Origin of the sequence: Rhizobium sp. BR 362 (genome assembly GCF_036528765.1) — a bacterium.
Classification (GTDB): Bacteria; Pseudomonadota; Alphaproteobacteria; order Rhizobiales; family Rhizobiaceae; genus Rhizobium.
In genome coordinates this window covers 1-552 of the sequence record NZ_JARWGH010000104.1, presented here as the reverse complement: position 1 = coordinate 552, position 552 = coordinate 1, and the positions used below count along the sequence as shown (strand labels likewise).

Here is a 552-nt window from a genome sequence, read left to right as displayed (position 1 = left end):
CCTGCCGCCGAAGCCCGTCGTGTGCTCAAGCGGCTTGAATTCCACCACACGCCGAAACACGCAAGTTGGCTGAATATGGTCGAGATCGAGATTGGCGTTTTGAAAAGCCAATGCCTCGACCGCAGGATCGACGACAAACACAGGATGATTGCAGAGATCAATGCTTGGCAGCAGCAGAGAAACGCGCAAAGGGCACAAATCCAATGGATGTTCACCACCGAAAAAGCCCGTGAAAAACTCCACAAGGCCCTATCCAGTCAAAGAGTCATAATCTCTGCGGAGGGGTACTAGTGGCAAATGAGAGGGTCCCGGTAGGGACGATGGTTACCCATCGCCCCCCGGTCAGTTCCGTACGTGCGGCACTACCGCATACGGCTCCTATCGGCTGTAGTGACGGTAAGCCGAGCATCAGGATGCGGATGCATCAGCCGGCACGGTGGCAGGTATTTGCGGACGAGCCTTTGGAAACGATCCCAAGGCAAGCGGTGTCGCTGGCTTCGGCGCATCAAGGCGTGTCGCCAAGCTCGACCAACTTCCCAGCGGAACCCTCCC

At 57.1% G+C, this 552-nt stretch carries 1 protein-coding gene; it reads left to right on the top strand.

All coding sequences use genetic code 11. The features are described 5' to 3' along the window. Positions 1-291 (top strand): transposase (locus tag QDY28_RS30950; protein ID WP_331384862.1); only part of this gene is annotated, 291 nt, incomplete at its 5' end. Positions 292-552 lie beyond the last annotated feature (261 nt).